Origin of the sequence: Halorubrum sp. LN27 (assembly GCF_016635065.1) — an archaeon.
Classification (GTDB): Archaea; Halobacteriota; Halobacteria; order Halobacteriales; family Haloferacaceae; genus Halorubrum; species Halorubrum salipaludis.
On record NZ_JAEPET010000001.1, the window covers coordinates 2,198,373 to 2,221,844 of the forward strand.

The 23,472-nt window shown below is 69.1% G+C and carries 24 protein-coding genes and 1 tRNA gene; 14 read left to right on the top strand and 11 right to left on the bottom strand.

The window, feature by feature from the left end:
* Positions 1 to 37: 37 nt before the first annotated feature.
* Positions 38 to 454 carry a DUF2178 domain-containing protein gene (locus tag JIN95_RS10695; protein WP_095636184.1) on the top strand — a complete coding sequence of 139 codons (417 nt, stop codon included), beginning with the start codon at positions 38 to 40 and terminating at the stop codon, positions 452 to 454.
* Positions 451 to 645, top strand: a complete 195-nt coding sequence (locus JIN95_RS10700) for a helix-turn-helix transcriptional regulator (RefSeq protein ID WP_200531446.1) — start codon at positions 451 to 453, stop codon at positions 643 to 645. Before JIN95_RS10695 ends, JIN95_RS10700 begins: the two co-directional genes overlap by 4 nt.
* Here JIN95_RS10700 and JIN95_RS10705 read toward each other — a convergent pair whose 3' ends face one another.
* From JIN95_RS10705 to lonB, 6 genes are all read right to left on the bottom strand, one after another.
* Positions 646 to 1,284, bottom strand: a complete 639-nt coding sequence (locus JIN95_RS10705) for a fibrillarin-like rRNA/tRNA 2'-O-methyltransferase (RefSeq protein WP_200531447.1) — start codon at positions 1,282 to 1,284, stop codon at positions 646 to 648. It lies immediately after the preceding gene.
* Positions 1,281 to 2,201: an NOP5/NOP56 family protein gene (locus JIN95_RS10710; protein ID WP_200531448.1), complete on the bottom strand. Its 921-nt coding sequence runs from the start codon at positions 2,199 to 2,201 to the stop codon at positions 1,281 to 1,283. Before JIN95_RS10710 ends, JIN95_RS10705 begins: the two co-directional genes overlap by 4 nt.
* An 84-nt stretch (positions 2,202 to 2,285) precedes the next feature.
* On the bottom strand, positions 2,286 to 2,543 hold the full coding sequence (locus JIN95_RS10715; protein WP_200531449.1) for a hypothetical protein: 258 nt from the start codon (positions 2,541 to 2,543) through the stop codon (positions 2,286 to 2,288).
* A 110-nt stretch (positions 2,544 to 2,653) separates the two neighbouring features.
* A complete protein-coding gene (locus tag JIN95_RS10720; protein WP_200531450.1) occupies positions 2,654 to 3,436 on the bottom strand; it encodes a CBS domain-containing protein in 783 nt (260 codons plus the stop codon).
* 84 nt (positions 3,437 to 3,520) lie between these two features.
* Positions 3,521 to 4,417 carry a CPBP family intramembrane glutamic endopeptidase gene (locus tag JIN95_RS10725; protein WP_200531451.1) on the bottom strand — a complete coding sequence of 299 codons (897 nt, stop codon included), beginning with the start codon at positions 4,415 to 4,417 and terminating at the stop codon, positions 3,521 to 3,523.
* Between the two features lie 21 nt (positions 4,418 to 4,438).
* Positions 4,439 to 6,724, bottom strand: coding sequence for an ATP-dependent protease LonB (lonB, locus tag JIN95_RS10730; protein ID WP_095636176.1), 2,286 nt, complete (start codon positions 6,722 to 6,724; stop codon positions 4,439 to 4,441).
* A 170-nt stretch (positions 6,725 to 6,894) separates the two neighbouring features.
* On the opposite strand from lonB, the gene JIN95_RS10735 reads away from it, so the two are divergent.
* The 3 genes from JIN95_RS10735 (at position 6,895) to JIN95_RS10745 (ending at position 9,533) form a co-directional block, all read left to right on the top strand.
* A complete protein-coding gene (locus JIN95_RS10735; protein WP_095636175.1) occupies positions 6,895 to 7,425 on the top strand; it encodes a nicotinamide-nucleotide adenylyltransferase in 531 nt (176 codons plus the stop codon).
* A gap of 66 nt (positions 7,426 to 7,491) precedes the next feature.
* A complete protein-coding gene (locus JIN95_RS10740; protein ID WP_200531452.1) occupies positions 7,492 to 8,355 on the top strand; it encodes an SAM-dependent chlorinase/fluorinase in 864 nt (287 codons plus the stop codon).
* A 149-nt stretch (positions 8,356 to 8,504) separates the two neighbouring features.
* Positions 8,505 to 9,533 (top strand): hypothetical protein, encoded by a 1,029-nt coding sequence (locus JIN95_RS10745; RefSeq protein WP_198951496.1) that lies wholly within the window; start codon positions 8,505 to 8,507, stop codon positions 9,531 to 9,533.
* Between the two features lie 40 nt (positions 9,534 to 9,573).
* On the opposite strand, the gene JIN95_RS10750 is transcribed toward JIN95_RS10745, so the two are convergent.
* Positions 9,574 to 10,032: a DUF5793 family protein gene (locus JIN95_RS10750; RefSeq protein WP_095636173.1), complete on the bottom strand. Its 459-nt coding sequence runs from the start codon at positions 10,030 to 10,032 to the stop codon at positions 9,574 to 9,576.
* Positions 10,033 to 10,243: 211 nt separating this feature from the next.
* Here JIN95_RS10750 and JIN95_RS10755 point away from each other — a divergent pair, with 211 nt between their 5' ends.
* Genes JIN95_RS10755 through JIN95_RS10770 form a run of 4 tightly spaced genes read left to right on the top strand, consistent with a single transcriptional unit; the run spans position 10,244 to position 17,454 of the window.
* On the top strand, positions 10,244 to 11,920 hold the full coding sequence (locus JIN95_RS10755) for a type II/IV secretion system ATPase subunit (protein ID WP_200531453.1): 1,677 nt from the start codon (positions 10,244 to 10,246) through the stop codon (positions 11,918 to 11,920).
* Complete coding sequence (locus tag JIN95_RS10760) at positions 11,917 to 14,115, top strand: type II secretion system F family protein (protein WP_200531454.1); 2,199 nt, start codon at positions 11,917 to 11,919, stop codon at positions 14,113 to 14,115. Before JIN95_RS10755 ends, JIN95_RS10760 begins: the two co-directional genes overlap by 4 nt.
* A 39-nt stretch (positions 14,116 to 14,154) precedes the next feature.
* On the top strand, positions 14,155 to 14,805 hold the full coding sequence (locus tag JIN95_RS10765) for a class I SAM-dependent methyltransferase (RefSeq protein WP_200531455.1): 651 nt from the start codon (positions 14,155 to 14,157) through the stop codon (positions 14,803 to 14,805).
* Between the two features lie 60 nt (positions 14,806 to 14,865).
* The gene (locus JIN95_RS10770; RefSeq protein WP_200531456.1) at positions 14,866 to 17,454 is read left to right on the top strand and encodes a methyl-accepting chemotaxis protein; all 2,589 of its coding nucleotides are present in this window, start codon (positions 14,866 to 14,868) and stop codon (positions 17,452 to 17,454) included.
* 36 nt (positions 17,455 to 17,490) lie between these two features.
* On the opposite strand, the gene JIN95_RS10775 is transcribed toward JIN95_RS10770, so the two are convergent.
* Both JIN95_RS10775 and JIN95_RS10780 read right to left on the bottom strand, forming a co-directional pair.
* Positions 17,491 to 17,775: a hypothetical protein gene (locus JIN95_RS10775; RefSeq protein WP_095636168.1), complete on the bottom strand. Its 285-nt coding sequence runs from the start codon at positions 17,773 to 17,775 to the stop codon at positions 17,491 to 17,493.
* A gap of 13 nt (positions 17,776 to 17,788) precedes the next feature.
* Positions 17,789 to 18,313, bottom strand: a complete 525-nt coding sequence (locus tag JIN95_RS10780; protein ID WP_200531457.1) for a DoxX family protein — start codon at positions 18,311 to 18,313, stop codon at positions 17,789 to 17,791.
* 236 nt (positions 18,314 to 18,549) lie between these two features.
* Here JIN95_RS10780 and JIN95_RS10785 point away from each other — a divergent pair.
* The 5 genes from JIN95_RS10785 (at position 18,550) to JIN95_RS10805 (ending at position 22,352) form a co-directional block, all read left to right on the top strand.
* A tRNA-Gly gene (locus tag JIN95_RS10785) sits at positions 18,550 to 18,620 on the top strand.
* A gap of 200 nt (positions 18,621 to 18,820) precedes the next feature.
* Entirely contained in the window at positions 18,821 to 19,732 is a 912-nt protein-coding gene (locus JIN95_RS10790; RefSeq protein ID WP_200531458.1) for an ADP-ribosylglycohydrolase family protein, read from the top strand.
* Positions 19,733 to 20,021: 289 nt separating this feature from the next.
* Positions 20,022 to 20,717, top strand: a complete 696-nt coding sequence (locus tag JIN95_RS10795) for a PH domain-containing protein (RefSeq protein WP_095636166.1) — start codon at positions 20,022 to 20,024, stop codon at positions 20,715 to 20,717.
* A 6-nt stretch (positions 20,718 to 20,723) separates the two neighbouring features.
* Complete coding sequence (locus JIN95_RS10800; protein ID WP_200531459.1) at positions 20,724 to 21,296, top strand: PH domain-containing protein; 573 nt, start codon at positions 20,724 to 20,726, stop codon at positions 21,294 to 21,296.
* Between the two features lie 132 nt (positions 21,297 to 21,428).
* Entirely contained in the window at positions 21,429 to 22,352 is a 924-nt protein-coding gene (locus JIN95_RS10805) for a DMT family transporter (protein ID WP_200531460.1), read from the top strand.
* Positions 22,353 to 22,492: 140 nt separating this feature from the next.
* Here JIN95_RS10805 and JIN95_RS10810 read toward each other — a convergent pair whose 3' ends face one another.
* Positions 22,493 to 23,056 carry a hypothetical protein gene (locus tag JIN95_RS10810; RefSeq protein ID WP_095636163.1) on the bottom strand — a complete coding sequence of 188 codons (564 nt, stop codon included), beginning with the start codon at positions 23,054 to 23,056 and terminating at the stop codon, positions 22,493 to 22,495.
* Positions 23,057 to 23,121: 65 nt separating this feature from the next.
* Positions 23,122 to 23,442: a transcription factor S gene (locus JIN95_RS10815; protein WP_095636162.1), complete on the bottom strand. Its 321-nt coding sequence runs from the start codon at positions 23,440 to 23,442 to the stop codon at positions 23,122 to 23,124.
* Positions 23,443 to 23,472 lie beyond the last annotated feature (30 nt).

A 23,472-nucleotide genomic window follows, 5' to 3' on the forward strand; every position in this document is an offset into this window, starting at 1 on the left:
CGGTTCCGGATCGGCTCCGCTCGCTTTACGCGCATCCATGAGCGAACACACCACCCCCGCGACGACGCGGCCCTCCACGCGGAAGCGGTACAAACGCATCGCCTACGGACTGCTCGGCGCCGGCATCCTCGCGCTGTGGATCGCCATCGCCCTCGATCGGTTCGTGATCGGCGTCGCCCTCTACTGGGCCGGCGGTCTCGGCATGGGACTGGTCCAGCGGTTCAGTCCCGTCACCCTCTACGACGAGCGAGACAACACGATCGAGCGCAAGGCCAGCCAGAACACGATGAACGTCTTCGCGTACGTCTTCATCCTCGGCGCCCCCGGTGGCCTCGTGTTGGAAGACGCCGGGGTCATGGCGCTTCCGGGCGAATTCTACGGCGCGATGTGGACGCTGTTCGCAGTCTACGTCGTGTTCGGCGCGTCCATACTCTACCACAAGTACCGGACATGAGAAACGACATCAGCGAGCGGCGCGCCGAGACCGGCGAGAGCCAGGCCGACCTCGCCGCCGCCGTCGGCGTCACGCGGCAGACGATCAACGCGATCGAACGCGAGCGCTACGACCCCTCGCTGGAGCTCGCCTTCGAGCTGGCCGCCCACTTCGACTGCCGGATCGAGGACCTGTTCGATCCCGAGGCGTGATCACCGCGGCGTCGCCACGACGCCGAGGTGGTCCTCGTGGAACCGGTCGAGTCGTTGCGTCTCCAGAATCTCGTAGGCCTCCCGAAGCCGGTCGAGCGCGCCCTCGAACACCGTCTCCGGATCCTCGGTCACGTCCTCGCTGCGCGCCTTGATCGCGAGCAGGAGCCGGCCGTCGTCCGCGAGGAACCGCGCGTTGCGCACGGCGACTTCGGCCTGCCCGCGCGTCGCCACGTCCTGAACGATCGCGTCCACGTCGCGCTCGACGACGTGGGCGTAGCGTCGCGGGGTCCGCGCGTCCTTCAGAAGCGGGAACAGGCGGTCGCGGGGCTCAGCCGCCTCGACGAGGTCCCGCGCCGGCCGCGGCGCGAACTCCACCGCGTACGTCGGCCCCGCGAAGTCCGCGACGTGGCTGACGGTCGTCCCGCTGGCCGCGCCGAGGTACAACACCGTCTCGCCGCCGGACAACCCCGTGTCGAACCCGAGTTCGAACATCCCGCCGAGCTTCGACCGCTCGGGGTCCCACGCGCGCCACCCGTCCGCGGTCGGCTCGCCGTACACCGGCGGCCCGCGCGTCGCCAGCCGGGTCTCCCCGTCGATCTCGCGGCGCTCGACGCCCGCCGGTAGCCCTGAGTCGCTCATGCGTCGCCCTCCGCGTCGGCAGTGGTGTCGCCACCGCTCCCGTCGTCGTCCTTTCCTTCCTCAGCGCGCGCCCGGATCGTCGCCATCCGCTCGCGAAGCTCCTCGTGGAGCGTCTCGCGGCGCTCGCCCGAGTAGTGGTCCACCCGGGCCGCAAGCGTCAGCTTGCCCGCGAGCGCCCGCGCGGCCGACCCGCGGTCCTCGGGACGCGTGTTCCGCACGTACTCGTGGGTGTAGATGATCCCGTGTTTCGGCGAGGGCGCGCGCCCGGAGAGGTGCGCGAACAGGGCGTCCTCCGCGCCGAGCACCTGCACGGTCCCCGAGGGCTTCTTCGCGAGCGGCTCCAGCCCGCCGGCCAGGGCGATCAGTCGCGCCGCCAGCTCCGGGCCCGCCATCTCGGTGAGGTTCGGCGCCACCGCCGGCGCGGTCCGCTCGATCGTCTCGGCGAGCGCGTCGCGCTCGTCGGCGAGATCGGCGACGCGCGACGCGAGCGAGACGGCGCGGCGCTCCAGCTCGCCGTCCGGCTCGCGCTCGGCCACGGCACGGGCGCCCTCGATCCCCGGCTCGGCGTCGTCGAAGAGGCTCCCCGCCCACTCGGCGGCGCGCTCGGCGAGCTCGTTGGCGGTGCGCTCGCAGTCGTCGAAGGCCCGTACGGCGTGGACGAGCTGTTGGTCGTCGGCGCGCTCGCGCTCGCGGACCGTCTCGCGGGTCGCCGCCACGGACGCCTCGTGCAGGCGGTCGTAGTAGTCGTCTCGCGAGTCGGCGAAGCCGGCGTCGACCGCGAGCCCCGGCCAGTCGCGCGGCTCGTCGGCCTCGCCGTCGGCGATCCGGGCGCGGAGCGCCCCTTGGTCGTCCGACGAACCGCCGGCGAACCAGCCCGCGCCGGGACCAGCCTCGGCGTCGTCTTCGGTGTCGGTCATTACGCGTGGCTACTCCGTCCGGTCGTATAGGCGTTCCCGAAACGATCACGGGAGCAGCCGACGTGAAAAGTGGAGCCGGCGGGGCTACTCGTCGGCCAGTTCGATCGTCGCGCCGGCGTCGTCGGCCTCGTCCCCTTCGTCGTCGCTCCCGGACCGGAACTCCGCGAAGACGCCGTCGGGGTCGCTTCGCAGGTCCGCGATCGTCGCGCCCGCGAGCCCGCCGAGGGCGCCGCCGGTGCTCGCCGCGTTTCGGTTGATCAGTCCGCCGACGGCGGCGCCGAGGGCGGCGCCGACCGCCGCGTACTTCGCTCGGGACAGCGCGCTCTTGATTCGTGATTTCATGCTTACTAGTTCTTTTCGAGGCGACAAAAGTCTGCCGCCGCGATCGCGTCCGGTCAATCGGATCGAGCGATCGGCGTCTTCGCGTCCGCGAGGCCGCACCGTTGTCCGCCCTACTGCAGCCGCTTCGTGGTCTCGACGAGGGGGTGACGGGCGTAGTCGACGATCTCGATGTCGGTGATGTCGTCGAGCCCCTCCTTCTCGGCGGTCTTGGCCATGCCGAGCTCGATCGGCCGGTCGGGGACGATCACGTAGGCGTCCATCTCCTCGATCCCGGCCTCGTGGGCCGCCATCACGCGGTGGTGACCGTCGGCGAGGTGGAGTGTCCCGCCGTTGTCGATGACGACGAGCGGCTCCGCCAGCCCGCGCTCTAACTCGTACTTGCGACCCTCTAGCTCGTCGGCGTACACGCGGGCCTGCGTGGGCGTGAGTTCCGTGAGCCGCACCTCGCGGCGCTCCTCGGTGAGTCCGACGCCGTGGATCTGTTCGAGCGTGCGCATCAGCTTCCCCACCTTGCTCGGGGTGGCGCGCTCGATCTGCGAGCGGACCACGTCCGTGTTCGAGATGATCCCCACAAGGTTGTCGGCGTCGTCGACCACCGGGAGCCGCTGGATCCCGGAGCGGAGGATGACGCGCGCGGCGTCGGTCACCTTCATGTCCGGGTGCGCCACAATGAGGTCGTCGGACATCACGGTGAAGACGGGGGCCTCGTCGTCCGCGAGCAGGAGGTCGGCGGCCGAGACGAACCCCTCGACGGTCCGCCCCTGCGTGACGGGGAACCCGTTGTGGCCGTCGCTTTCGGCCATCCGCCGCGCGACCGCCTCCACGGTCTCGTCGGGACTCACGGTCTCGACGTCGCGGGTCATGTACTCGCCGACGGTCGGTTTCCCGCTCATCATCGATGCGTGTTGTCGTTCCCGTAATAAAAAGGGGCGGGAGGCGGAGTCACCCTCCTCCGCGCTCGTCGCGCTCGCCTTCGATCACGCCCGGGCGGCGCCCGGTCGCTCGTGGACGACGAACTCCGCCGCGTTGACGACGTAGTGCGCGACGACGGGTGCGAGGAGGCTTCCGGTGGCGACGAACAGCCCCGCGAGCGCGAGGCCGAGCACGCCGGCGACGGCGATCCCGAGTCGCCCCTGGGCGCCGTGCCCGAGCGCGAACGCGACCGACGAGGCGGCGACGAGGAGCCACGGGTCGACCGCGAAGCCGACCGACAGCGCGCCCACCAGCGCGCCGCGGAACAGCGCCTCCTCGAAGACCGCGACGACCGGGAGCGCGACCCCGAGCAACAGAGTCCACTCGCCGGCGTCGGTCGGCGCCATCACCTCGCGGAGCCGCGTCGAGGGCGCGACGCCGGCGCGCGCGCCCAGCCGCGCGGCGGCCTCGTTGCCGGCGGCGAGAGCCAGCCCCGCGCCGACGCCGACGGCGACGAACCCGAGATTTCCGAGGGACGCGAACGCTCCCGCGCCGAGCGTCGGTTGCGTCCTGCCGATCCCGAACGCCGACGCCGGGACCGCGGTCCGCCACGCGATCACGGCGAGGACCGCCAGCGCGAGCGCCTGCGAGACCGCCGCGTTGGCGAGGAGGAGTCGCGTCGTGAGGACCGGCCGGTCCCGTCGGCCGTCGTCTTGGAGGGGATCAGAGGCGCTGTCGCGGTCGGTGTCCCTATCGCGGTCGCCGTCACCGTCGTTGTCGGCGTCTTCGCTACCGTCACCGTCGCGGCCGGTATCCGCCGAACCGGCCGCGCCGGGGGCGAGGTCGTCCCGCGAATCGACGAGCCGCGCGCTCTCGAGGGTGCGTCGAGAGCGACGGGTGAAGAACAGAAGCAGCAGCGTCAGGGCGACGGTCGCGACGGCGAACGTCGCCCAGTCGGGCATCGGAACGGGTGGGCCGCTCCCCTACTGCGGGCTCGGGCTGGAGGGGCCGGAGACGCTCCCCTCCTTCAGCGCCGAGCCGGTGATCGACTTGAGCCGGGAGACGAGCGAGTCCTTCTCGGCTTCGCCCTCCAGGGCGATGTCGAGGACCTCGCTGATGTGCGAGACCGGGATGACCTCGATCATGTCCTCGTACTCGTCTTCGATCATCACGTCCTGCTCGTTCGCCTGCGGGATGATGACCCGGGTGCAGCCGGCCTTCGCGGCCGCCTCGATCTTGTGGGTGACGCCGCCGACGGGGAGCACGTCGCCCCGCACCGACAGCGAACCCGTCATCGCGAGGCTCTGGTCGACGCCCACGTCCTCCAACGCGGAGATGACCGCGGTCGCAACCGTGATGGACGCCGAGTCGCCGTCGACGCCCTGCTGGCCCGCCTGCACGAACTGGATGTGGATGTCCATCTCCGAGATGTTCTCGTCGGAGAACTTCTTGATGATCGCGGAGACGTTCGACACCGACTCCTGGGCCATCTCCTTCAGCTGGCCCGTGGCGATCACTTCGCCGGGCCCCTGCGAGGGCGCGACCTCGGCCATCACCGGGAGCATGATCCCGGAGTCCTCGCCCATCACGGCGAGCCCGTTGACGCGGCCGACGACGTACCCCTCGGAGACCTGCAGCTCGTAGTCCTTCCGGCGCTCGATGAAGTCGTCCGCGAGCTGCTGTTCGATGGAGCGCGAGCGCCCCTTCGCCTGCAGCACGTGGTCGCGGGTGGTCAGGTCGGCGTCCTCGCCGCGGGCGATGTCGCCGGCGACGCGGACGAGCCCGCCGAGGTTCCGGAACAGGAGGGTGAGGTGGCCCTTCCGGCCGGAGCGGCGCTTGGCCTCGAGGATGACCTCCTCGACGGCCTCGGCCGTGAACTCCGGCAGGCGGCCGTCCTTCGCGACCTCCTGGGCGATGAACCGGACGTACTTCCGGCGCATCTCCGGGGTGTCCTCGATGGTGTCCTCCATGTACACCTCGTAGCCGTACCCCTTGATACGGCTCCGGAGCGCCGGGTGCATGTTCTCCATCGCGTCGAGGTTCCCGGCCGCGATCATGACGAAGTCCGTCGGGACGGGCTCGGTCTGGACCATCGCGCCCGAGGATCGCTCGGACTGGCCCGTGATCGAGAACTCGCCCTCCTGGATCGCCGTCATGAGGTGCTGCTGACTGCGGATGTCGAGCGTGTTGATCTCGTCGATGAACAGCACGCCCTTGTTCGCCTTGTGGATGGCCCCGGCCTCGACGCGGTCGTGGCTGGGCGTCTCCATCCCGCCGGACTGGAACGGGTCGTGCCGCACGTCGCCGAGCAGCGCGCCGGCGTGCGCGCCGGTCGCGTCGCGGAACGGCGCCGTCTTCGTGTCGCCGTTGTTCACCAGCAGGTTCGGGATCATCGCGTCGGAGCCGCGATTCAGGTAGCGGAAGACGAGGTAGACGACCCCCGCCGCGATGATGCCGACGAGGATCTGGCCGACGATGATGAGCGCGTAGCCCAGCACGACGGCGATGATGATCCACATGAGGAGCGACCGCATCTGGTTGCGCTTGCGCGCCTCCTCGCGGTGCGCCTCGACGATCTGGTCCCCCTTCCCCGCGGGGACGGTCCGGACCTTCGGCTTGTTACCGTCCTCTGGGTTGTGGTAGACGAGCACGTCCTGGAGCTCCTCTTTCGGGAGAAGCTCGGACATCGCCTTCGCCAGCATCGACTTCCCGGTCCCGGGCGAGCCGATCATCATCACGTGGCGGCGCTGCTTGGCCGCCTTGATGATCACGTCGCGGGCGTGCTCCTGCCCGATGACTTGGTCGACGAGCCGGTCGGGGATCTCGAGCTCGGCGGTGGTGTCGATCTTGAGGCCGCCCAGCAGGTCGTCCTCGTCGGGGTCCTCCTCGATCTCGGCGCCCTCGACCTCGACGGTGCTACCCAGCTCGTCGATGCCGCCGCCCTCGTTCGGTTCGGTGACACCCTCGGGGGTGGCGCCGTTCGCTTCCTCGGGGCCCGTCTCGGCGCCCTCCGGCCCGGGTCCGTCGACGACGACTCCGTCGTCCCAGACCGCGTCTGGATCGGCCGGGTCGTCGGCGACCGACTCCTCCTCGGAGGCCGGGTCGCCGGCGCGGTCGGGCTCGTCGACGCCGTCGTCCGCCGGCGCGCGGGCGCCGTCGTCGCGGGCGTCCTCGCCGTTCCCCGTCGGGTCCGAGCCCTCGACGCCGGATTCCTCCGGCTCTTCGGGGTCCTCGGTCGGCGGGTCGTTCGCGTCCTTTTCGTTGCTCATAGAATCGGGTTTCGCTACGGAAAACGAAGGGTCGGCTACTGATATACTTTCTCCCCGCAGATGCCCAGCGTAGTATTCCGAAAACGGCCACGATACGGTCCGTATCCCTCGATATCTGCCGCCAACGCCTCCCACGAGGTTTATAAACGAGGCTCACGCTACGTGTATTCATGCGCGGGTTCTACATCGGGCGGTATCAGCCGTTCCACGACGGCCACCGACACATGGTCGAGGAGATCGCGGGGGAGGTCGACGAGCTCGTCCTCGGGATCGGCTCGGCCGGCGACTCCCACACCACCCGGAACCCGTTCACGGCGGGCGAACGCGTGATGATGGTGACGAAGGCCGTCGAACACCTCGACGTCACCACCTACGTCGTCCCCATCGAGGACCTGGACCGCAACTCCGTGTGGGTGAGCCACGTCCAGAGCATGACGCCGCGGTTCGACGTGGCGTACTCGAACAACCCGCTCGTCGTCCGACTGTTCGAGGAGGCCGGCGTCGAGGTCCGCGGCTCCCCGATGTTCCGCCGCGACGTGCTGGAGGGGACGGAGCTCCGCGAGCGCATGATCCACGGCCGCGACTGGGAAACGCTGGTCCCCGAGGCCGTCGTCGACGTGATCGAGGAGATCGACGGCGCCGAGCGCATCCGACGGATCGCGGAGACCGACGCGAACGCCGAGGCGCCCTCCGACGCGTGACGACTACCGACCGGCTTCCGCCCGCTCCACCGGCCTTTTAAGAGCCAGCCGCACCGCCGATCGCCTATGATCACGCTCGCCTCAGACTTCGGTTCGCCGTACCCCGCCGCGATGAAGGGAGTGATTCGACGCCACACCGACGCCGAACTGATCGACGTCGCCCACGACCTGCCGCGCGGGGACCCCCGCGCCGCCGCCTTCTGGCTCCGGTTCGTGCTCCCGGAGTTCCCGCCGGCCGTCCACTGCGCGGTGATCGACCCGGGCGTCGGCACCGACCGCGACGCCCTGGTCGTCCGCGCCGGCTCGCACGTGCTCGTCGCCCCGGACAACGGGCTCGCGATGCCGCCGGCGCGGGCGCTCGCGGGCGAGAGTGGGAGAGAGAGCGGAAAGGGGAACGGTGACGGCGACGAGGCGATCGAGGCGTTCGTCGTCGACGTCGACGAGCCCGCGAGCGAGACGTTCCACGGCCGCGACGTGTTCGCGCCGACCGCGGCTCGGATCCGGGCGGCCCTCGACGGCGGCCCGGCGGCGGCGACCCCCGAGGCGGTCTCCGACGCGCTCTCCGCGATGGACGACCTCTCGCCGGCGACCGATCCGGTCGACCTCGTCCTCCCGGAGCCGAGCGTCGAGCGCGACGACGCGGGCGACCCGGTCGCCGTCGAGGGCGAGGTGCTCGCGATCGACCGGTTCGGCAACGTCGTCACCAACGTCCCCGGCGAACTGATCCGCGGCCGCGACTGGGTCCGGATCAACGGGGAACTCACCCCGGTCGCCGAGACGTTCGGCGCGGTCGATCCGGGCGACCGGCTCGTCACGGTCGGCAGTCACGGCTACGTCGAGTGCGACGTGAACGACGGGCGCGGCGACGGCGCGTTCGACCTCCGGCCCGGGGACTCGGTGCGGATCGTCGCCGACAACGTGAGCCTGTAGCGCAGCGCTCTGTCGTGCCGGCCGTCTCCCGTTCGAGATTGGGACGCGTGACGCGGATCGGCCGATACAGTCTCTCACATGGGTGATTAGTGTTACCAACATATAATATAACCAACAACGTTATGTCAGCAAATCTCTACTAAGCGGTCGTGACCCACCCGTCTCGCGCGCTCAGTGATCAGATCGGCAGGTCGTCGTCGATACTGCTTCTCGCTCCGTTACACGAGTCTCCCGACGACGGCGCCTGTATCGATCTGTTGACTCCCGAGCCGCCCGGCGAGGCCAACGTCGTGAGCGTTACCCTCTCGGCGTCGCCCGCGGAGCGGCTGTCCCTCTGGCAGCGCGAGGCCGGCAGCGAGCTCCCGACGCGGGCGACGATCGTCGACGCGCGGCGGAACATGACGAACCGGGAGCTCCCGACTTCCGAATCGGGTCCGATCTCGGTGCGCGGGGTTCCCGAGAACGCGAACCTCTACGATATCGGGCTCGTGATCGCCGGCCAGCTCGGTGCGTGGAAGGACACCCCCGAACCGACGGTCATGTGTCTCCACTCGCTGACGGCGCTGCTCGCCGCCTACGAGCCCGAGCAGGTGATCGGCCTGATCACCGCCCTCAACGACCTCTGCGAGCGGCTCGGCGTGACCGCTCACCACCACCTCGATCCGGATGCGCACGACGAGGAGACGGTGGCGACGCTTCGGCCGCTGTACGACGCAGTGGTGGAGCACACCCCGGACGACGGCTGGATCCCGACGGAACGCGAGAAGACGGCGACGAGACCGTCGTTCCGCTCGACGGTGTCGCCGCCCGGCGGAACGGCGAAGACGGGGTCGGACCGTCCCGAAACGGTCCCGATGCGGTATTCCTTCGAGACGGTACTGGACCTGTTGTCGTGCCCGAACCGGCGCACGCTGCTGTACTACTTGAAGAGTCGTCCGGCAGGGGAGATCCCGCTCGATCGACTGGTGGAAGACGTCTGCGACATCGAACGATCCCTGCCGGTCCGAGAGGCGTCGCCGCGAGAGGAAGTCCGGACCGAACTCGTCCGTCAGCACCTCCCGAAGCTCCACGAGGCCGGTGTCATCCAGTTCGACGAAGGCTCCGAAACGGTCCGCTACACGCCGAACGAGGGGCTGGAGTCCTTTCTCCGCTACGTCGAAACGATCGAGCTGGGGTGACTGGTGTGCGCGGAAAACGGGACCGACGGCCGCCCGGCAGTCACAGCTCGACGCCGGACGGGATCAGGCTCTCGTTGCGCAGGAGGTTCCCCTCGTGGTCGTACACGAGGAAGGTATCCTTGTCGTAGCTGACGAGCCGCTCGCCGTCGACGTCGATCTCGACCCGGTAGTGGGCGTCCTCGTCGCCCGCCGAGTCGCGCGCGGCGTGGATGAAGGGGAGTACGTCCGTGGCCGTCTCGTTGAGTTCGAGGACGAAGTCCCCGGTGTAGCGGTTCGTCACGCCCACGACGCCCTCCGGGTCGTCCGCGGCCGAGAGGGGCTCGCGGAGCCGGAACGCCACGTCGATGTCGTCGGCGTCGAAGAGGTCCCCGTCGGTCCCCGAGAGCCGGTCGCGGAGGAGCCCGTCCGGCCCGTGGAAGTCGATGCGGACCAGCGGCGTCGCCTGCCGGTCGCCATCGTCGACGCCCTCGACGGTCAACTCGAAGTAGTCACGCCGCATTGCCTGTGCGGTCCTTTGCGGTCGTCCCGTATGAACGTAACGGGCGGATCGCCGCCGGACCGCGAGTAGTGCGGCGCCCGCCGGGTCAGCGTGCGGGACGGTGAGGGGCGAGAGTGGGCGGCGACGAGGGAATCGGACGGTCTCGGTGTCGCCGGTGATAATCGCCGGGGGGATTTTAAACCGCCACGCCGCATACGGCTCCGTAACGACGATGGCGAGTGACGCTCGCGGGGACGGTGTCGAAGACCGCATCGAGGCCCTCCGGCGGCGGCTCTCGCGGACGTGGGAGGTGCTCCGGGGGGCCGACCTCGATGTCCGCCCCTTCAGACCGGGGCAGGACGGGCCCCTCTCCGGCTTCGCGGTCCCCGACGGCGAGCGCGAGGTCGACCGGTACTGGGTGAACGCGCCGTACGCGTACGTCGTGATCACCCACGACGACGCGGAGAGCGAGCACCGGTACTACGCGGTCGAGCCCGACTTAGACCGGTTCGAGAGCGACCTCCTCGACCGCGTGGTCGACGACATCCGCGACCCGCTGCTGTACCGCGAGGGCACCGGGCGGACCGACGAGGAGACCCTGCGGGCGGAGTTGGAGAGCCTGTTGGAGGGGTACGGCGTCGACGTCGGGATGGACACGTTCCACGCGCTCTCGTACTACCTCTACCGCGACTTCCGCGGCTACGGGAAGGTCGATCCCCTGCTTCACGACCGCCACATCGAGGACATCTCGTGTGACGGCTACGACCTCCCGATCTTCGTGTACCACGACGACTACACCGACATCGAGACCAACGTCTCGTTCGGGAAGTCCGCGCTCGACAACTACGTGATCCGCCTCGCTCAGCAGTCCGGGCGCCACATCTCCGTCGGCGACCCCATGGTGGAGACGACGCTCCCCGACGGGTCGCGCGCGGAGCTCGCCTTGGGCGAGGAGGTGACGCCCCGCGGGTCCGCGTTCACGATCCGCCAGTACGCCGAGGACCCCTTCACGCCGATCGACCTGATCGAATACGGGACGTTTTCGGTCGAGCAGATGGCGTACTTCTGGCTCTGTATCGAGCACAACAAGAGCCTCATCTTCGCCGGCGGCACCGCCTCCGGGAAGACCACCTCGATGAACGCGGTGTCGATGTTCGTCCCGCCGCGCGCGAAGGTGCTCACCATCGAGGACACCCGCGAGCTCTCCCTGTATCACGACAACTGGCTCTCCTCGGTCACCCGCGAGCGCCGCTACGAGGGCGCCGACATCGACATGTACGACCTGCTGCGGTCCGCGCTGCGCCACCGCCCCGAGTACATCGTGGTCGGCGAGGTCCGCGGCGAGGAGGCGATCACCCTGTTCCAGGCGATGAACACGGGTCACACCACCTTCTCGACGATGCACGCCGACTCGATCGAGACGGTCATCAACCGGCTGGAGAACGACCCGATCAACGTGCCGCGCGCGATGGTCCAGTCGCTGGACATGCTGTCGATCCAGACGCTGACCCGCTCGGGCGACCAGCGCGTCCGGCGCGCGAAGACGATCGGCGAGATCGGCGGCATCGACCAGCGCACCGGGGAGCTCGACTACTCCTCCGCGTTCGAGTGGGACGCCGAGACCGACGAGTTCAGCCGGAACGACTCGTCGCTCATGGAGGAGATCGCCGACGAGCGCGGCTGGTCGCGCTCCGAACTGCTCCGCGAGATCCGCCGGCGCGAGCGGTTCCTCGAGCTGCTCCGCGAGCTCGGCGTCACCGACTACCGGGCGTTCACCGCCCTCGTCAACGAGTACTACGCCGACTCCGAGCGCGTGATGGACCGGCTCGAGGAGCGGAGCGACGGCGCGCACGGCGGCTCCGAGGGGGCCGATCGCTCCGGGTCGCCGGGGGACCGGACCGACGGATGATCGCGTACCTCCCCTTGCTCGCCGCGGTCGGCTGCTGTCTGGCGCTGGTGCTGCCCGCGGTCGACGACGGGGCGGACCTGGCCGTCACCCGCGTCGCGCTGCTGCTCTTCGGCGACTACGTCGCCGAGGACGGGCCGCGGCGCCGGCGCCAGCGCGACCGGATGCGCGCCGCCCACGTCGCGGGCACCCACCGCGAGTACGCCGCGAAGACGCTCCTGTACGCCGGCGTGCTCGGCGTCGCCGGCAGCGTCCTCGGCGTGTACGCCGCGGCCGGGCTCCTCTCGGCGCTCGACGTGAGCGAGGCGGCCCTCCGGGAGACGCTCCCCGCGTCGCTCGGCTTCGTCGCCGGCGTGACCCGGCTCACGGGTCTGGGGCTGCCCGAGCTGTTCCTCCTGTTGACGCTGTCGTCGGCGACGCTCGGCGCCGCGCTCGCGATCGGGGCGTACTACGGGCGGTGGGAGCTGCTCGACCAGCGCGCTCACGCCCGGGGCGCCGAGGTCGACGCCACCCTCCCGCGCACCGTCGCGTTCATGTACGCGCTCTCGCGGTCGGGGATGCCGTTCCCGCGCGTCATGGACACCCTCGCGGAGAACGAGGCGGTGTACGGGGAGGCCGCGACGGAGCTGTCGGTGGCGGTCCGCGACATGAACGCCTTCGGCACCGACGCGCTCACCGCCCTCCAGCGCACCTCCCGGCGCACGCCCAGCGAGGACCTGGCCGACTTCGCGGAGAACCTCGCGTCCGTGCTCGGCACCGGCCAGCCCATCTCGGCGTTCCTCAGCGACCAGTACGAGCTGTACCAGGAGGAGGCCGAGTCGAAACAAAAGCAGTACCTCGAGCTGCTGTCGACGTTCGCGGAGGCGTACGTCACCGCCTTGGTGGCCGGCCCGCTGTTTTTCATCACCATCCTCGTCGTGATCGGGCTCGTGCTGGAGGACACCCTGCCGCTGTTGCGCGCCGTGGTGTATCTGGGGGTGCCGCTGGCGACGTTCGGGTTCGTGGTGTACGTCGACAGCGTCACGCAGGGCGTCGGCGGCACCGAGACCGTCGACCTCTCGGAGGCGCTCGAGGACGAGTCGGGAGGCGGCGGTGACGGGGGCTCGGACGCCGGGTCGGCCGCCGCCGGCGACGCACCCACGGACGACGTGATCCACGCGGCTCCCGCTGACGACCCGATGCAGGCCGACGGCGGCGCGCCGCGCGGGTCGTCGTCGGAGGGCCGCTGGACCGCGAGCCGCGAGCGCCTCCGGGCGTACGACGGGATCCGGTCGCTCCGCCGGTGGGTCGCCTCGCCCGTCGAGAGCGTGCTCGACGCGCCGCAGACGGTGTTCCTCCTCTCCGTCCCGCTCGCGGTCGTCGGCCTGCTCGTGACCGCCTTCCCGATCACGCTCGGACCGCCGACCGAGATGGTCGCGCAGGTCGAGACGCCGGTCGTCGCCGCGACCGCGTTCGTGTTCGCGAGCTACGCCGTCGTCTACGAGGCGCGCAAGCGGCGCGTCCGGCGGATCGAGTCGGCGGTCCCCGACTTCCTCGACCGGCTCGCCAGCGTCAACGAGGCCGGCACCTCCGTGGTCGGGAGCGTCCGGCGCGTCGCGGACTCGAACCTGGAGGCGCTGAGCGACGACCTGAAGCGGACCCGCCGCGACATCGACTGGGGCGCCGACGTGGGCACCGCGCTCCGGCGGCTGGAGCGCCGGGTGCGGTCGCCGATGACCTCGCGGGCGGTCGCGCTGATCACCAACGCCATGCGCGCCAGCGGCGACATCGGCCCCGTGCTCCGGATCGCGGCCGACGAGGCGCGCGCGACGTGGTCGCTCCGCCGTGAGCGCCGACAGGTAATGTTGACGTACCTCATCGTGATCTACATCTCCTTCCTCGTCTTCCTGGGGATCATCGCCTCGCTGTCGGTGTCGTTCATCCCGGCGATCGAGGAGGCGGCGGTCTCCGGCGCCGGAACCGGCGCGAGCGACCTCCCCGGGGCGCCGGGCGGCCCCTCGGGGATCACGGACGGGCTCGGGGACATCGACGCGAGCGCCTACGAGCAGCTGTTCTTCCACGCCGCCGCGATACAGGCGGTCTGCTCGGGGCTCGTCGCCGGGCAGCTGGGCGAGGGGTCGGTCAAGGACGGCGCGAAACACGTCGTCGTCCTCCTGGTGTTGACGCTCGTCACGTTCCTCGTCATCGGGATGGTCTGAGTCCATCGGAGCTAAATCGGTCCGGCGCGACCGCCCCGTATGGACCCTCAGACCGCCGGCGACCCGCGGTCGACGTACGACCGGATCGCCGCGCACTTCTCGAAGACGCGGGAGTACGCGTGGCCGGAGGTCGAGTCGTTCCTCGACGGGCGGGCCGCGGCCCGCGCGCTCGATCTGGGGTGCGGCAACGGGCGCCACGCGGAGCTGCTCGCGGAGCGCGCCGACGCGGTCGTCGGCGTCGACCTCAGCCGCGAGCTCCTCGGCGAGGCGGTCGACCGGGCCCGCGATCACGGGTTCGACGCGAGCGCGTCGTTCGTCCACGGCGACGCCGCGGCCCTGCCGATCGCGACCGACGCGGTCGGACTCGCCGTCTACGTCGCCACCATCCACCACCTCCCGTCGCGCGAGGCGCGGGTCCGGAGCCTCGACGAGCTGGCCCGGGTCCTCGTGCCGGGCGGGATCGCGCTGGTGAGCGCGTGGAGCACGGCGCACGACCGGTTCGATCGGGCGGAGGGGTTCGACACGACGATCGATTGGACCCTCCCGGGCGGCGAGACGGTGCCGCGGTACTATCACATCTACTCGCCCGAGGAGTTCGAGGCCGACATCGGCGAGAGCGCCCTCGAAACCGTCGACGTGGACCTGTCGAGCGGGAACTGCTACGCGACCGTCACCGTTTCGGACACCTGATTATCACGTCCGATACCGACGTAGGTGGATTAAAGAGACAGTGACGACCGCGTCGATGTAATGAGTTCTACTCGTCTGGATCGACTTCTGCGTCGGATCAGTCCCGACGCGGTCACCCGCAGCTACCTCGCGAAGTTCGCGGTCGTCGTGCTCGTGGTCGTCGCCGCCATCGGCGCGGTGGGCGCGGTCACCTACGCCGAGACGACCGAGCAGCTCGAGGCCACCGCACAGGAGGACTACACCGCCGTCGCGGAGCTCGGCGGCGTCGAGCTCGACGGCTGGACGAGCGCCCGGCGATCGACGGTGCGGGACATCGCGGACAACGAGGCGTTCTCCCGCGACGCGGACGTGACGGCGCGGTACCTCAGCTCGCACAAATCGCGGACGACCGAGGAAGTGATCGCCCTCCACCACGTCGACCGGAAGAAGGGGACCGTGATCGCGTCGAGCCAGGACGACTCCGACGCCGGCGCCGCGGTCACGAGCCAGGAGTGGTTCGACGACAACCTGCTGTACGGGGATCAGGTCTTCACCACGCCCACCTACGAGGTCGAGGGCGAACACCGGATCGCGTACGTCGCGCTGACGCCGATGCGCGACTACCTCGTCATGGAGGTCGACCTCGCGCCGGTGGTCGCGGACCTCCGGCAGCCGACCGACGGCGCGTTCACGACGCTGGTGCAGTCGGACGGGACGGTCGCCGCCAGCGACCGCGCGGGCGTCGCCGGCGAGCGGTACAACGGCGGCATCCGGACGGCCCTGTTCGACGAGGAAAACCCGGTGGGCCACGTCGCGTCCGCGACGTTCGGCTTCGCCGACGGGGCCGAGTACTTCGTCGCGTACGCGCCGGTCCCCTCCGAGGACTGGTCGGTCGCGGTCCACGTCCCCCTCTCGGAGGCGTACGCCCTCTCCGGGATGATCGGCCGGAACCTCCTCCTGATTATCGGGGTGGCGATCGTCGGGCTCGGGCTGCTCGGTGCGACGCTCGGCCGAGGGACCGTCGTCGAGCTGAACCGCCTCGGGAACCGCGCGCGCGAGCTGGAGGCCGGGAACCTCGACGTGGACTTAGAGACGAGTCGGCGAGACGAGTTCGGCGACCTCTACGGCTCGTTCTCGACGATGCGCGACTCGCTGCGCGAGGAGATCGAGTCCGCGGAGACGCAGCGGGAGCGCGCGGAGGCGGCGAAGGCGGAGAGCGAGGCGTTCGCGCGGACCTTAGAGGAGCGCGCCGCGGCCTTCGGGGCGACGATGGGAGAGTGCGCCGACGGCGACCTCACCGCGCGGCTCGACGCCGAGCCCGACGACCCCGAGGCGCTCCGCGAGATCGCCGACGGGTTCAACGACGCGATGGACGAGCTGGAGGCGACGATCGCCGAGGTCGACGCGTTCGCGGGCGAGGTGGCCGCAAAGAGCGAGGCCGTGACGGACGGGACCGACGAGGTCGCCGAGGCGGGCCGCGAGACGAGCGACGCGGTCGACGAGATCTCGGCGGGCGCGGAACGCCAGAGCCGGCAGCTCGCCGACGTCGCCGGCGAGATGGAGGACATGTCCGCGACCGTCGAGGAGGTGGCCGCCTCCGCCGAACAGGTGGCGACCACCTCGCAGCGGGCGAGCGACCTCACGGAGCGGGGCCGCGAGGCGACCGGCGACGCGGTCGACGAGCTCCACGCGATCGAGGAGCGCTCGGAGTCCGCCGCCGAGACGGTCGAGCGGCTGGAGGCCGAGATGGAGGAGGTCGACGAGATCGTCGAGACGATCTCGGAGATCGCCGACCAGACGAACCTGCTCGCGCTGAACGCCTCCATCGAGGCCGCCCGCGCGGGCGAGGCCGGCTCCGGCTTCGCGGTCGTCGCCGAGGAGGTGAAGTCGCTCGCGGAGGAGACGCAGGAGTCGGCCGCCGAGGTGGAGGCGCTCATCTCCGGCCTCCGCGAGCGCACCGACGAGAGCGTCGCCGAGATGGCCGCGATCCGCGAGGGCGTCGGTGACGGGGTCGACACCGTCGAGGACGCCGAGGAGGCGTTAGAGGCGGTCGCCGACCGCGTGACCGAGGCCGACGACGGGGTCCAGGAAATCTCCGGCGCGATGGACGCGCAGGCGTCGTCGGTCAGCGAGGTCACCGGCGCCGTCGACGACCTGGCCGGCGTGAGCCAGCAGACGACCGCCGAGGCGACGACCGTCGCGTCGACCGCCGAGGAGCAGGCCGTGACGCTGCGAGAGGTCTCCGAGCAGGCGCACGACCTAACGGAGCGCGCACGCGATCTGCGTCGGATGACCGACGAGTTCGACGTGGAGAAGGAAGGGAACGACCTCGAGGGGAGCGTCGAGACGGACGCCGAGATCGACGCGGGAGCCGACGCCGGTGCGGACGCCGCCGCGGCGGTCGAAGCCGAGGCTGACACGGGGGTCGAAGCCGGCGCAGAGGCTGACGGGGACAGAGCGATCGAAGCGGAAGCGGAGGCCGAAGCGAACTCCGACGACTCGGCGTTCGCATTCGGCGCGGACGCGGCGGAGGCGGCGGACGAGACCGACCCGTCGGTGAGCGCCGACGGGGGCGTCGCTCGCGAGGCGGACGATCCGGTGGCGACGGACAAGACGAACGAGACGAACGCGACGCTCGACGACGCGTCCGGCGGGAACGCAGAAAAGTAGCCGCACCGCCTACCGGCGGCCGAGCCGCGGGTCGTCTCAGTCGGCGACCGTCTCGTGACCGGTCCGCGCGTCCTCGGCCAGCGGGGTCACGATCTTGTAGGCCGCGTACAGTCCGAGCACCGCGATACCGGCCAGCACGACCCCCGTCCGGAGCTGCGGCGAGAACAGCGGGGTCGCGATCACGTCGCCCGCCTCGTTGGTCAGCGGGACCGGGCTGTACGGCGCGCCGACGAGGATCTCGAGGAGACCCATGCCGACGATCCCGAGCAGCATTAGTCCCGCGCTCAGCGCCATCGCCGCCTTGTCGATGATGTCTGTCATTGGATGTCACCTCTTAACCGAGCAGGTACCGGAGCTTCGGGTGCTGTTCGACCACGTCGAGCTTCTCGATGACCGCGTCGAGGCCGTAGTACCGACCCGCCGCGAGCACGATCACCGTCATGAACAACAGCAGGCCCATGAGGTCGCTGTTGACGAGCCCGTGTCCGAACTCGGCGTTGCCGAGCCAGAACAGGACCATGAAGATCACCCCGCCGAACGCCGCCAGCCGGGTGAGCGCGCCGAAGATCAGCGCGAGCCCGATCAGCGTCTCGAACAGGGGAACCCCCGGCTCGATGAGCCACCCGAGGTTGTTCCCCATCCACACCGGGATGCCGCCGAGCGCCGTGCCCGACATCTCCTGCATGTACATCGTCCCGTAGGTGTACGAGAACCCGCTCTCGATCACCTTCGTGATCCCGGAGTGGAAGAACCACCAGCCGGTGACGACGCGCAGGAAGGCGATCCAGTACGCCGCCCACGGGCCGTCCAGTGCGAACTCGACCTCGTCGACCAGGGGATTGCTCGATTGGTATGACATCGTCGTCACCTTACGGGTGTACGTTGGGTGGATACACACATATGTACCCAGAACGCTTCTAAGCCTCTGAAAACGGTTCTAAGAGTGCTGTAACGGCCCTCAATATTGTGGGTCTTTAAGTACCGTATCGGACGATCGATCGTCGGGTTTCTCGGACCGGTCGTCGAGAACACGGAACGTTTATGAGAACTGTTCGGCCTACGTGTAGACGCGTTCAGCGACGGACGCATCCACGCGCGCCGGTGGTCTAGTGGTAGGACCTGAGCCTTCCAAGCTCATGGCCCGGGTTCAAATCCCGGCCGGCGCATTTCTCGGCGTTTCACGCATCAATAGTCCATTCTCCGCCCGGTAGAAGTTGGAAATCGAATGAAAAGAAAATCCTCCGGTTCGAGGAGGGTGGAACTGTATCGAGCATGGGCGGAATACCGAGAGAACCTCCGTACAGGAACGAACCCCGTCGCGTGACTGCGACCCTACATTTTTCGCGGCAGTAGTCGTTGATGACGTATGGATCCGGACCGAGCACGCGGTGTCCTCCTCGGGTTGGCGTGTGGCGACGCGCTTGGGCGGCCGGTCGAGTTCAGATCGGCGTCGGCGATCAGTGCTGAACACGGTCGCCTCGACGAGATGGTCGGAGACGGGACGTGGAACCAGCCCGCCGGGACGATCACCGACGATACCGAACAGGCGCTGTGTATCGCCCGCAGCCTCGTCGATCAGCAGGCGTTCGATCCGGCGGACGTCGCGGCCCGGTTCGTTGACTGGTACGACAGCGGACCGTTCGACATCGGAGGGATGACGTTGAGGTCGCTCAGCCGGCTCAAACGCGGCGACGCGTGGGACGAAGCGGGAAAACACGTCTGGGAACAGAGCCGAGAAGGCCAGAACGCGGGCAACGGAAGCGTGATGCGGTGTGCACCACTCGCGATCCCGTACTCGACGGAGTGGGAGCGACTCGCGGAGGTGAGCCGTCAGTCCTCGCAGATCACGCACGCCGATCCGCGGTGTACCGACGGCTGTGCGGTTCTGAACCTCACGATCGCGGGTCTGCTCGACGACGCAGACGCGCCGTTACAGGCTGCGCTCGATCACGTCGGCTCAGACGTGCCCGACGAGCTCGTGACGGCGCTCGAACCGGTGGCTCGCGGCGAGACGCCCGCCACGTTGGAGACGTCAGGCTACGTCGTCCATTCGCTACAGACGGCGCTCCACGATGGGCTCCGAGCAGAGACCGCCGAAGAGGCGATCGTGACGGCCGTGAACCGTGGTGGGGACGCTGATACGATCGGCGCGATTGCCGGTGCCGTCGCCGGCGCGCGATTTGGGGCGTCGCAGCTCCCGGACCGATGGTCGGCTACGATCGACGAGACGGATGAACTCGGGGCACTTGCGACGAAGCTCGAAGGAATGTCAGCGTGAATCGCCTCGGAGCCGAGTGGTTCGAGGGCGTCTCTCGTCGTCACGGAAGCTGTGACTTCGGTACGGCCCCGAAGCTTCCCGTATCTACGACGCGCTTTATAGACACGCGCTGATCTCCACACCACACGAGGCGTACTCTTTCGTCGTTCCCGACGATTTGCTACTTGAGAGCGTCTCACGGATGGTCTCACCTGCGATCCGGGGCGGGTAGTCAAACGAGAGGCCACGATCGCGACGGTGTTCTCGCTCCGTCGGGAGTTTAATACAGCCATCTGACAAACTGCCTCCCATGTCCGAGTCGTCCACTCTCGACCCAGACACTGCTGACTGGTTAACTCTTGACGCGGATGAAGAGATTATTTGGTCTGGGAAACCCCACGAGAGTAGCTTGATCCCGGCGCTCGTCGTCGGACTGCCCCTCTCGATCGTCCTCATCGGGTTGTTCATCATCGCCGGGGCCTATCTGCAACGCGAGAATACGCAGTACGTCGTGACGACAGACGGGCTATACACGAAAACGGGAATCCTCTCGCGTGACGTCCAGCGCATCGATTTCGGAAAGGTACAGAACACATCTTACAGCCAGGATTTCTTCGGTTCCCGATTCGGTTACGGAAACGTCGATATCTCGACCGCCGGCGGTTCGGGTATCGAGATGCAGTTCCGGTCAGTCCCCGACCCGCGCGAGATTCAGGAGCTCATCAACAAGCGAGTGAAGGGGAGTCGTGGCGAACCGACGACGGAATCGGGCGAAACCAAGCGCGACGTACTCGATGAGATCCTCGTCGAACTCAGGGAGATCCGCTCCACTCTCGAAGCACAACGGGAGACGACGGGATCCACGTCGGCTACGACCTCCGACGTCGGCGATGGGGCAGGCGAACGATCGACCGGTGAGGACACCGCAAACCGGAACGAGATCGAGAGTAGCAACCAGAGAGCCGGGAACTCTCCCGCCGATCGAGAGTCGGCCGATGAACGATAGCCAGCCATGACGGAGTCGATCGATCCGGCGATCCCGCTCGACCCCGACGAAGCGGTCGAATGGTCCGGCCGCCCGCGGATCACTACCATCCTCCCGACAGTCGTGATCGGCGTTCTCCTCGTCGTCGCCGGAATCGTGGTCAGTGTTACTCAAGGGGCCCCGATCTTCCTCGCAGTCGTTCCATTCGGCGTTGCGATCCCGGTCTGGAAGTATTTCGCTCTCCGAGGCGTGCAGTACGTGATAACGGACGAAGCACTCTACGTGAAACGCGGCGTGTTGTCCCGATCTGTCACTCAGGCGAACCTCGAAACCGTCCAGAACAGCTCGTTTGGACAGGACATCACGGGGTCCATCTTCGGATACGGCTCAGTTACGTTCGAAATCGCTGGCGGAGAGGACCTCTCGTTCCGAGCGATCGAAGACCCTCGTGCAATCCGGGCGCTCGTCGATCGAACGGGATCGAACGACGACGGTGTCGGCGGGAGTAATCGTCGGGAATCCGCTATCCCTGGGGATCTGACGCAGTGGCAGCAAGTCCGTGACGAGATCCGAGCGATTCGCAGGTCCCTCGAAGAATAGTCGTTGAGAAAGCCTCGGGGAAGACGGTGTACTTACTGCTCCTCGTCGGAGCGCTCGCCAACCGCGTCCTGACGTTCAGAGTGTCGGGGCGGTTCGACGCATATTTCGCCGTTGGCGGCGACCTCCGCGTGAATGAGTCGCTACGGGACGGCCGGCCGGTTCGTGCTCCTGTGTGCCGTCTGGGGAACGGCGTTCATGGCGACGGACGTCGGCTTGGCCGATCTCCCTGCGGTGCCGTTCGCGGCCGTGCGCTTCGACGTCGCCGCCGCGCTGCTGTTCGCCGCCGTGTTTGCCTCCGGTGCGGACGTCCGCCCTCGGACTCGGGACGACTACGTCTACGTGCTCGTCGGCGGCGCGCTCATTATCGGGGCCCACCACGCGTTCCTCTTCGCCGGCCAGCAGTACGTCACGGGCGGTGTCGCCGCCGTGCTGTTGGGGCTCGTCCCCGTGGTGACGCCCGCGCTCACGCGGCTCGTCTCCACCGACGAGGAGTTCACCGCCGCCACCGCGGTCGGCGTCGCGCTCGGGTTCGCCGGCGTCGTCGTCATCGCCGACCCCGACCCCACGAACTTCGCGGACAGCGTCCTCGGCGTATCGCTGGTGCTCGCCTCCGCGCTCGCGTTCGCCGTCGCCGCGGTCGTCACGCACAGCCGATCGCCGTCGATGCCGTTCCTCTCCACGCAGGCGTGGATGATGGCCACCGGCGCCGTCGTCCTCCACGCCGCCGTGTTCGCGCTCCCCGGGCAGTCGTTCGCGACCGCCACGTGGACGCCGTCCGCGCTCGGCGCGCTCGCGTACCTCTCCGCGGTCGCCGGCGTCGGCGGCTTCCTGTTGTACTTCACGCTGCTGGACGACCTCGGCCCGATCGAGATGAGCTTCATCGAGTACGTGATCCCCGTGTTCGCGGCGCTGGCGGGCTGGCTCGTGCTCGGACAGGAAGTGACGCCCGCGACCGTCGCCGGGTTCGCGTTCATCCTCGCGGGGTTCGTCGCCGCCAAGTGGCGGGCGCTGCGTGGGGTCGCACGTAGTTTTCGATTCCCCGGGAGAGCCTCCTGAACGCGCTCTCGATCTTGCCGATCGCGACCGCTATGCTCGTCGGACCCTCTCCCGAGACGTTCCCGCCGAATAACGGCTCGACGGTCCCGTCGGATGCGTCTCTCCCGAGCAGTCCGGTTGAGCGAGATCGCCGCCGTGAGTCACACCGAACGTCCCCCGCCGTCGCCGGGCGACTCGATTCCGCGTACGATCCCGAGCAGCTCTCGACGGGCGGCTTCCGGACCCGCTCCGGCCGGATACGACACCTCGTCGAGGGGATACGCACCGCCGCCGAGGAGGTACTCGTCTGCGCTCCACACCGCGAGCAGCGCCTCGATCGGGACCCGGCCGTCTCCGGGACCTGCGCGGGCGACCCCGCGAAACGTCGAGAGCGTCGCCCGCGACGCTCTCGGATCGTCGATCGCGATCTCCCGGTCGCCGCGGTGCTCGATCCGTTCGATGTCGCGTTCGGCGAGCCGATCCCGGAACCCCGACCGCGCCCGTCGCTCGACGAGCGCGGTGAGCCCGGAGTTCGGCGCGGTCGCCGGGCGAATGCGCAGGCGGCTCGCGAAACAGAACGGGCGCGGCGGCTCCCGCGCGGCGCGCTCGTACCGCACCGTGCTCGCGTCGACCGAGACGGGGCCCGCGGCGAACGCCCGCTCCGTCGTCTCGTCGACGCGCTGCCACCCCTCGAGGCGGTCGCTGGGAACGACGGGCGGCTCCATGGGCGGCGTTCTCCGCCGAGCCCCCTAAAAGGAACCGGCGCTCGGCCGACGGCGGGGTCGCTCGCTCAGTGGTCGTCTTCGCGCCACTTGTGCTCGCACTCGGTACAGACGAAGAAGCGCGTCTCGGACTCGTCAGCCGAGCGGATCTGCTGCATGTACCAGTAGGCGCGGTCGTTTCCGCACTCCGGACAGTGGGCCGTCGTCTGCGGAAGCCCCTTGTCCTCCGCGTCGCTCACGTCGACGATCTCCGACTCGACCTGCGACTCGGTGGTCCACTGATCGTCCTCCTCCTCGCGTCCGATCTCGTAGCCGCAGGAGTCGCATACCCAGTGGTCCTCGCCCTCGCCGGACTTCATCATCGATCCGCACTCGTCGCAGAACTTCATGGCGGAACCAACCGCGGATCGTATATAAGC